We start from the raw sequence: 7,845 nt of genomic DNA, 5'->3' as shown, positions 1-7,845 counted from the left end.
CATCTGGGTCAGGACGTGATGGTGGGGGGGGACCGGGTGGGGTCGCCGGAGCCGGCGGTGTTGCGGGAGAGGGGGAATTCGGGGGTGCGGTTCGCGCTGCGGGCGGCTGATGGCCGGCGGATGGGCGGGAAGCACTGGCTGGCGTTGCTGGGCGCGCCGCGGGAGTCGTTCGGCGGTGCGCGCAGTGATCGGGCGCGGCGGGTGTTCGAGGTCCTGGAGCAGGTGGTGGCCGACTTCGTGGCGCCGGCCGTCGCGGGGAGCTCCAAGAGCGTGGTGTCCGCGCCCGGTTCTGCCGGGGCCGCTCCGGTGCCCGGCCATGCGGCCGAGTCCGTCGACGGGTCCGTCCTGGTCTCCGGGGCCGGGCCAGGTGCCGGGGCCGGTGCGGCGGCGCCGAAGGGCACGGTGGTGGAAGGGGCCGCGGCCGTGCCGGGGCCGAGGGAAGCGGAGGTGCAGGCGGCCGATGACGCCCCGTCCGAGCCCGACTCGGCCTCGTCGGTGCGGGTGGAGGCGGGGGCCGCGCGGGGCCGGCTGCTGCCGGGGGAGGACGACCCGTCGTGGGCGGACATGCCGATCCGCTTGCGTCAGGCGTTGCGGGGGCCCGCGCACCAGCTGGTGACGCCGGTGCGCGGGCCGTTGAAGGCGAAGGAACAGCGCAGTGTGCTCTCGGCGGTACGGGCTGCCGAGCGGATGCGGATGACCGGCGCGCACTGGCTGTTGCTGATGACCACCGAGCGGGATGCCTTCGGGAGTGCGCGCAGCGCGCGGGCCGGCGCGTTCTACGGGGTGCTCGAGCAGATCCTCGCCGAACACCCGCCCCTGGCCCAGGCCCGGGACCAGGATGCGCCGGTAGCGCCCGCAGCTGGCTGAACTGCCGCCCCGGGACCGGACCGTGGAGCGGCGGCTGTCGGCCGGCCGCCCCGGCCCGGGGCCGTGCCGCCGCTCGCTGCTGCTCCTCGGCCGGAACGCTGCTCCCCGCCGCGCGCCGCGTTTACTCGTTCGGCAGCGTTGCTGCGCGCTCCGTCTCGCTGCCGTAGCCAGGATGGTGTCCGGTCGTTGAACTCCGGGGTTCTTCCTAGCCACCCACAGGATGAGGCATTTGGATGAGCACGACCGAGGAGATGAGCAGGGCATGGTCCGCCGGGATGTCACAGGACAGACTGGCCTGGTACGCCGTCCAGAACCCGCACGGTGAACTGCGCCCCGGGCCCACCGGGCCGCTGATGCCCAAACTGCTGGCCGTGCTGCTCAGGGCCGGTCTGCCGCTGGTCAAAGCGGGCACCCCTATGCGGATCCGTGAAGCTCACGGCTGGCGGCTGCACCTGCACCGTGCCACCAAGGTGATCCGGGTGCACATGCCCGGGGAGGAGGAACCGCTGCTCACGCTGCCGGGCGAGGTTCCAGCACGGTGGGAGTACCTCGCGCAGCGGGTGGGCTATGTCGTGCTGTACGTGGCGGACGACCTGGGGCTGCCGCGTTGCGGCGGTGAACTGGAGCAGCAGCGCCAACTCACCTCCGCGGCAGAGAGAGGACGACTGGTGGCAGCCTCGATCGCCTACGCCGCCACGTAAGAAGCTGCGCCGCTGGAGAACGGCCCCGGACGGTGACGTCAGCCGGCGTCCAGAAACGTCCAAGAGCGGCCAGCGGTAGCCGGTTCCGTCCGGCCGCCGCCGAGGACCGATCCTGGAAAACCTGCCGCCCCGCGCCCCGGGCCTCTGTTCTGCTGGTGTGCAGTCGTGGTGTCCCTCTGCCGACCTGGGCGTTTTGAGGGTGCGGCGTGACACCCGGCACCCGGTACACCGAGGCCGCCGTCTACTGCTGCGCTCCTCGTGTCGACGGCGCAGTACGCCCCGCCTCGCCGTGCCCGGTACCGGCTGCGGTTGGCGCGCCCGTAACCCCGCGGGCCGGCAGTCCAGTTGCGCCGCACCGGGGCGGGGCCAGCTGCTGGCGGGGGGAGGACGATCCGGCCCGGGGCCGTGCCGCTGCTCGCTGCTCCTCGGCCGGAACGCTGCTCCCCGTAGCGCTCGCTGGCCGGCGGCGCGTTACTCGTTCGGCGGCGTGGCCCTCCGGAGCGCCGGCGGCCGACTGCGGCGTTGGGGTCCAGAAGTCCCAGCAATTCTCGCGGAAAGACGCCTGCCGGGGGAGGGCGACCCGGTGTGGGGCGAGGTGCCGCTGCATCTGCGTCAGGCGTTGCGGGGTCCTGCGCACCAGCTGGTGACGCCGGTGCGGGGGCCGTTGGGGGCGAAGGAGCAGGGCCGTGTGCTGTCCGCGGTGCGGGCTGCCGGGCGGATGCGGATGACGGGCGCGCACTGGGTGCTGCTGCTGACCACGGAGCGGGAGGCCTTCGGGAGTCCGGGCAGCGCACGGGCGGGCGCGCTCTACAAGGTGCTCGAGCAGATCCTGGCCGAGTACCCGCCGCTCACCCAGGACCAGGACGAGCCCGCCGCCGAGGAAGCCGGGGCCGGCTGACGGCCGCCGCGCCGCTGCTTCTGCGCCAGCGTCTGCGGAGGCGCGCACCAGATGGTGACGCCGGCGCAGGGGGGTGCTGGAGAAGCCCGGGAGCCGGTGCCTGCTGCCCGGGGTGCGGGCAGCGGGAATGCTGTCCGGTCTCCGCGAGGGTGCCCCGGGTGATGATGGCGAGTCCGGAAGGGTTTGGGCGCTGGCCTGGAGTTCGCCGGTGGAGCGAAGGAGCAGGGTCAGATGTGACGCTCGCCGGGGCGGGGGATGCCGAGGATGAGCCGCAGTCCCTCGCGCAGAGAGGGGTCCTCCTCGCTCAGGACGCGGTTCACCAGTTCCTCCGTCGGGCCGGACCCGGGTGGGGGGCCGTTGTAGTGGTGTCGGGCGGCATCGTCGGCCCGCAGCTCGAAGCGGGCCATGCCTACGCCGGCCGGGTCGGCGTCGACCAGGGTGTTGAGTGTGTTCCAGTCGGGCGGTCCGGGCTGCGGATCGGCGACCAGGACGTACACGCCGGTGTCCGCGTGGACCAGGGCGTGGCCGAGGCTGTAGGGGAGCGGGTCGGGAACGGGCAGTTCGGCGCCCTCCATCAGGACCAGGTCGAGCGGGTGATGGCGCATCCGGCCCCGCGTGCCCACGAGGGACAGGTACGTGCGTTCGCCGCCGAGCCGTTCGGTGAGGTAGTGCGCCATGTGCTCGTGCATGCGCGTGAGGCGGATGAATTCCCTGTACTCGGCAGCGCCGGCCGTGGCCTGTGCGGCGGCCGGGTCGGGGTTGTGCCACCAGGAGATGACGACGGGGACGTTCTCGCCGGTCTCCGGGGACTCGGTGAGCTCGTACACGGTGTACAGGTGGTCGGGCTCGTAGCCGGAAGGGCTCACGGAAGGGCTCCCAGGGGCTGGGGACTGTTCGGGCATCCGGGCGTCGGGGCGCCTGGAGACCTCCGCGTCGGCGGAGACAATCCCCGCGTCGGCGGGGAGCAACAGCCCAGTGCTCTGGGCAGGTGGTCATCATGGCACGGGTCACTGACAGACCGTGCTGAGAGGCAACTCCCTCCAGAGCGCGGTGAGTCGGGAGGCGGTCCGCTCCGGCGCCGGCGCTGCCGGGGAGTCCTGGACGATCGCCATGATCAGCGGGACGCCCCCAGTTCACCGAGATCGGACAACTCGTGCGGGGTGGCGCGCACGGGCACCTGCTGCGCACCGCCCCCCGGGGAGGCCTTCGGCAGCTCGCGCAGCCAGCGGGCCCGCGCCCGGCGCGAGGCACTGGAGCAGGCGGCCCAGGAGATGGCGCCCGCCGCGGAGCGGGAGGACGCCGGCCGCCCGCAGGAAGACACCGCGGCCGGCTGACCGTGACGAGTCCGGATGGCGCCACTTCCGTACGCCGCCAGCCGGGCCGGGCCGCTGCGCCCCGTCCCTGGCCGGCGGCGTCGCGCGGGCTTGTCCGCCCGCGTGGCCCGCTACGTGTGCCGCGGGAGGCCTTCGGCCGTGCGGACAGTGCCCGGGTGGTGCGGTCTGCGGGGGGCGATGGGCAGACCCGCGCCGGGCACCCGCCGCTCGTCGGCCCGGGATGCGTAGGTCGCGCCGGCCTAGGGGGCTGCAACGTGAATGAGCCCGCCCGGGAGACCGGACGGGCTAAGCATCCCCGGAATCCCGGGAGTTACTGGACACCCAACCCTTGGGGACGTCAGGTTCTGACGTACGCGGATCGGTTCTCCGAGCGCTGTGCTTGCTCATGGTGGAGGTCCGGGTCATTCCCGGTGCCCCGGGCTGCGACGAGAGGAATCTAGCGCGGGGACAGTCTGGGGCGAAAGCTGCTTCACACGGGAGGGCGAACGGGGCTGCCCGGCCTGCCGGTTGCGGCGCGTATCGGTAGGAGCCCGGGAGCCGGCCGGAATGCGGGTGAGCGGCGTGCACGGGCACCTGCTGCTCACCGCCCCCGGGGAGGCCTTCGGTAGTTCGCGCAGGCAGCGGCCCCGCGGCCTGTGGGAGGTGCTGGAGCAGGCGGCCCAGGAGGTGGGCGTCCGCCGCGGAGCGGGGGCGTCGGCCGCTGGGGAGGGAGACGCGGCGGCCGGCTGACCCGCCGACGAGTCCGCGCGGCGGCGCCTTCCGTGCGCCGCCGGCGGACCAGGCCGCTGCGCCTGGCCCGGCCGACGGCGTCGGGGCCGCGCGGGCCGCTACTCTTGCCGCGGCGCGTCCGTGCTGGTGTCCTGCCCGGTCCCGAGGGCCGTGGCGACCTCGTCGAAGACGTCGGGGTCGAGGGGCGGCCGGGGGGCGTCGAAGGGCCAGTCCAGATCGGCGATGACCGGGCGGTAGGGGGCCGGGAAGAGCTCGTGCACGGGCAGGTCGACGGGGAGGACTCGTGGGCCGTATGTCTGGGCGAGGAGCCGGGCGAGATCGCCCGCGTCCGTGCGGGTCTTGCCCGCGCCTCCGGGCCGGGGGTGCTTGTCCTGCAGGAGCCGGCGCGGCGCCAGGTTCTCGAGGTCCGGGATCCGGCCGGCGGCGGTGTGCGGGGCAGTCAGCGCGCGGGCCTGCTCGGGGGTCATGCCGGTGGCGGCGGTGAGGGCCTGGACGGTGTGGTCGGGCAGGCCGTCGGCGAGGTCGTCCAGGCGCTCGGTGGCCGAGGTGCCGGGTTCCAGCCCCAGGAGTTCCATCGCGCGGTGCCGCTGGACGCCGGCCGCAGCGGCGACGCGCTGCACGTAGCCGTCGAGCCGCTCGGCGGGGCGGGGCAGAGGGGCGCCGGGGATCGGGGCCGGGAGTCCGGGCCGGCGGCCGGCGCGGTCGGCGACGGCCCTGCGGGCCTGGTCCAGAGTGGTGCCGGGGTGGGCGCGCTGGTAGGCGCGTACGGCGCGGCTGTGCTCCCGGTTGCGGGGGTCGGTCATGTCGTCTCGGTCCTCGTCCGGCCTGCTGCCCCACACGCGCCGGCCGCCTTGGAGGAGGGCATGACACAGCTGCTCGCGCGAGTCTCAGACGTCTGCGGTCCCCTTCGACGGTGTGGGCGTCGAGGTGCGGGTGGACCGGGCGCGGCGCGGTTGCCCTTGATGCACCGTCATCGTAGTGGCGGGCGCGGCGGTGAGAGCGGTGGGGGCGGCCGGAAGGCGGGTGACGCGTTGTACCGGTCCGCCCGGCAGGGACTGGGTGCGGGTGGGGGTTTAGGCCTCGCTGGTGAAGGCGATTCGGACCAGCAGCTCGAAGCGCTCCCTCTGCTCGGCCACCAGGGCTCGCATGGCGACCTGCTCGGCCCGCTTGCGGCGCGCGATGGCTTCCTGAGCGGCCAGGTCCTCGGGCTTCTTGCGCGTCTCCTGCATGGGCTTGACTGCGATGGAGGTCGCGGTGCTGCGTGCGAGCGCGAGTTCGACGAGGGCGTTGAGATGCTTCCGGCAGGACAGAAACGTCCCCTCTCCGGTTCCGTTCGTCACGACCCAGTGCGGTTCGTAGGGGCACTGGCCCCGCTTGGGTGTTCCGTTACGGGACATGTATGCACTCGGGCGGAGACTGCATACGGTGGAAGGCTGGTGGCTCATGAAAGTCCCTTGGTAGCTGCGACAGCGACGGTGTTGCGTGCCCGGCGGCTCCTGGAGGCGTTGGCGCAGTCGGTGCGGGTCCCCGCCAGGCCGGGCCCGCCTGGCGGCTGGGGGCACGGCGGGGCGTGGTGGGGGTCAGCGGCGCTTGCGGCGGCGGGGCCGGGAGTGCTCCCTGGCGAGGGTGTGTTCGCGCGTCGTGACCGTGTACTCACGGTCGCGCAGGTCGAAGACCACCCAGGGGCTGGCCGGGAGGCGATGCGGTACATGTGAGGCTACTGGGCGTTAGGGGCGGGGCTCGACAGCTTGTCGGAGATGACCATGCGGCCGTCACGGGCGGGGTGGTCCTCTACGGTGAAGCGCTGTTCCAGGTACTCCCGGACGGCTTTCAGCTGCTTCTTTCGGAGCGAACCGTCGGAGCCCCCTACGGCATGGCTCTCCAGGTAGTCCACGATCACGCCGAGCGTGGGCGAGGTGCGGACCTGCGCGCCCTCGGTCCAGCGATGTCCGGAGCGGCGCCCGGTAGAGGTCCGGCTCAGGCTGAACTTCTTGCCGAGGTAGTAGCGGACGGTGGAGTAGGTGGCATGCGTCATGAACGCTTCCTTCTGTTCTTGGCCGTGGGGTTCAGGGGGTGTTCAGCTGCCCGCGCCGCCGTGCTGGACGGACGTCGCCGCCGTCGAGGCTGGCCGGGCGCTGGAGGCCCGGCTGCGGAGTGCCCGGGCCCGCCGGATCCTCAAGGACGGCCTTGCCGCTCGCCGGGGGCGGAGCGTACGGGCTGCCTCGGCCGGGCTGCCTACCCTCGGTCGTCACTGAGCCTGAGCGCGCCGCGCCGTTCCGGGCCGCGCCGAGATGTTCCGTGCGCGTGCCCGGGTCGGGGGCGGTGTGAGGCGTCAGCTCTTGGCGGAGGGGAGGGAGGGGCCGCTGTCGACGCGGTCGAGGGGGGCGAGGGCGCGCAGGACGGATGAGATGCCCCTGCCGTCGCGCCAGCGGAACCTGATGCCGTGGGGCATGTCGACGCCCGTGACCGGGTCGGTCCGTACGTCGCGCGGGTCCTCGACGCGGGTTCCCGGCACGACGTAGTGGCGGTACACCGCGGCCCACTGTTCGTTCGGCTGGTGTCCGACGACGACGTAGTAGTCGTTGGGCAGGCGCAGGAGAGCCACCGTCCACCCGTCGGGGCCGTTGGTGGGGTAGGTCGCCCGGATCCGGAGGTCGGAGACGCCCTGGAGGGCGGGGAGCGGGGCGCGCAGCTTCAGTGTGTCGGTCGTGCGTCGGGGCATCGTCACAACTCCTTCGGGGGAGGGGGTGGTGGGGTGTTATCCGGCCTGGTGGCTGGCCTTGCGGGTGAGGTCGATGAAGTTCGTGATGTGGGCTTCGATGCCACGGCGCAGGCTGGCGTCGGCCGGGTTGTCGGCGAATTCGAGGACTTCCGTGCGCATCAGCGTCAGGTAGTCGATCGCCTTCTGGGGGTCGGCCAGGCTGCTGTCGGATTCGAACTTCTCGATGAGCCTGGTGACTTCACCGGCGAAAGCGCGGGCCTGGTCTGCCTCGGACTGGTGCATGGGGTCCTTTCCCGAAGGGGTGAGCGTGGGGGCGGTTCCCCTCCCCGTTAGTCACTAATGTACTCCAGAGGTGGCTCATGCGTCAAATGTAAAGGGTCATCACGGGGGTGTGAGACGCCGCCTGCGGTTCCCGCCCGGGGGCCAGTCGCGGTGTGGTGCGGGCGGGTGTTCAGCGTGGGGGTGTGTAGCGGATGTGGGCGTAGGTGATGGCGTCGGGCCAGGCGCCGAGGGTGCGCAGGTAGGCGCGGATGGCGTCGTCCTTGGTGCGCCCGGTGGCAGGGGCCGGGGCGGGGCCGCCCGGGGCGGGGTCGA

Annotated in this window: 10 protein-coding genes and 1 pseudogene; 5 read left to right on the top strand and 6 right to left on the bottom strand. The window is 73.1% G+C overall.

Annotated features, from left to right (window positions below):
* The 3 genes and pseudogenes from ADK54_RS08745 to ADK54_RS08735 all read left to right on the top strand — a co-directional run.
* Nucleotides 1-867: pseudogene (locus tag ADK54_RS08745) on the top strand (hypothetical protein); the annotation flags it as partial.
* 233 nt (nucleotides 868-1,100) lie between these two features.
* Entirely contained in the window at nucleotides 1,101-1,568 is a 468-nt protein-coding gene (locus ADK54_RS08740; protein ID WP_053724978.1) for a hypothetical protein, read from the top strand.
* A 583-nt stretch (nucleotides 1,569-2,151) separates the two neighbouring features.
* Nucleotides 2,152-2,466: a hypothetical protein gene (locus ADK54_RS08735; protein ID WP_159047677.1), complete on the top strand. Its 315-nt coding sequence runs from the start codon at nucleotides 2,152-2,154 to the stop codon at nucleotides 2,464-2,466.
* Nucleotides 2,467-2,693: 227 nt separating this feature from the next.
* Here ADK54_RS08735 and ADK54_RS08730 read toward each other — a convergent pair whose 3' ends face one another.
* The gene (locus ADK54_RS08730; protein ID WP_053724976.1) at nucleotides 2,694-3,332 is read right to left on the bottom strand and encodes a hypothetical protein; all 639 of its coding nucleotides are present in this window, start codon (nucleotides 3,330-3,332) and stop codon (nucleotides 2,694-2,696) included.
* A gap of 294 nt (nucleotides 3,333-3,626) precedes the next feature.
* On the opposite strand from ADK54_RS08730, the gene ADK54_RS45780 reads away from it, so the two are divergent.
* Both ADK54_RS45780 and ADK54_RS08725 read left to right on the top strand, forming a co-directional pair.
* A complete protein-coding gene (locus ADK54_RS45780; protein ID WP_159047676.1) occupies nucleotides 3,627-3,800 on the top strand; it encodes a hypothetical protein in 174 nt (57 codons plus the stop codon).
* 552 nt (nucleotides 3,801-4,352) lie between these two features.
* The gene (locus ADK54_RS08725) at nucleotides 4,353-4,529 is read left to right on the top strand and encodes a hypothetical protein (protein ID WP_159047675.1); all 177 of its coding nucleotides are present in this window, start codon (nucleotides 4,353-4,355) and stop codon (nucleotides 4,527-4,529) included.
* A 98-nt stretch (nucleotides 4,530-4,627) separates the two neighbouring features.
* Here the strand turns inward: ADK54_RS08725 and ADK54_RS08720 are convergent, their stop codons facing one another.
* From ADK54_RS08720 to ADK54_RS08695, 5 genes are all read right to left on the bottom strand, one after another.
* The gene (locus ADK54_RS08720) at nucleotides 4,628-5,332 is read right to left on the bottom strand and encodes a TniQ family protein (protein ID WP_053724974.1); all 705 of its coding nucleotides are present in this window, start codon (nucleotides 5,330-5,332) and stop codon (nucleotides 4,628-4,630) included.
* A 270-nt stretch (nucleotides 5,333-5,602) separates the two neighbouring features.
* Nucleotides 5,603-5,926, bottom strand: coding sequence for a hypothetical protein (locus ADK54_RS08715; protein WP_159047674.1), 324 nt, complete (start codon nucleotides 5,924-5,926; stop codon nucleotides 5,603-5,605).
* A 320-nt stretch (nucleotides 5,927-6,246) separates the two neighbouring features.
* Nucleotides 6,247-6,564 (bottom strand): hypothetical protein, encoded by a 318-nt coding sequence (locus tag ADK54_RS08705; protein WP_053724971.1) that lies wholly within the window; start codon nucleotides 6,562-6,564, stop codon nucleotides 6,247-6,249.
* A gap of 297 nt (nucleotides 6,565-6,861) precedes the next feature.
* A complete protein-coding gene (locus ADK54_RS08700; RefSeq protein ID WP_053724970.1) occupies nucleotides 6,862-7,251 on the bottom strand; it encodes a hypothetical protein in 390 nt (129 codons plus the stop codon).
* A 36-nt stretch (nucleotides 7,252-7,287) separates the two neighbouring features.
* Nucleotides 7,288-7,533: a hypothetical protein gene (locus tag ADK54_RS08695; RefSeq protein WP_053724969.1), complete on the bottom strand. Its 246-nt coding sequence runs from the start codon at nucleotides 7,531-7,533 to the stop codon at nucleotides 7,288-7,290.
* Nucleotides 7,534-7,845: the final 312 nt, after the last annotated feature.

Source organism: Streptomyces sp. WM6378 (genome assembly GCF_001279695.1).
In the GTDB taxonomy this organism is placed as follows: Bacteria; Actinomycetota; Actinomycetes; order Streptomycetales; family Streptomycetaceae; genus Streptomyces.
Note: the sequence above shows the minus strand (reverse complement) of the source record. Positions and strands in the feature narration are given on the sequence as shown.

Excerpts from the sequence above, each read along its gene's own strand:
- ADK54_RS08715 (WP_159047674.1), bottom strand. The coding sequence starts at position 5,926 with ATGTCCCGTAACGGAACACCCAAGCGGGGCCAGTGCCCCTACGAACCG.
- ADK54_RS08705 (WP_053724971.1), bottom strand. The coding sequence starts at position 6,564 with ATGACGCATGCCACCTACTCCACCGTCCGCTACTACCTCGGCAAGAAG.
- ADK54_RS08720 (WP_053724974.1), bottom strand. The coding sequence starts at position 5,332 with ATGACCGACCCCCGCAACCGGGAGCACAGCCGCGCCGTACGCGCCTAC.
- ADK54_RS08740 (WP_053724978.1), top strand. The coding sequence starts at position 1,101 with ATGAGCACGACCGAGGAGATGAGCAGGGCATGGTCCGCCGGGATGTCA.
- ADK54_RS08695 (WP_053724969.1), bottom strand. The coding sequence starts at position 7,533 with ATGCACCAGTCCGAGGCAGACCAGGCCCGCGCTTTCGCCGGTGAAGTC.
- ADK54_RS08700 (WP_053724970.1), bottom strand. The coding sequence starts at position 7,251 with ATGCCCCGACGCACGACCGACACACTGAAGCTGCGCGCCCCGCTCCCC.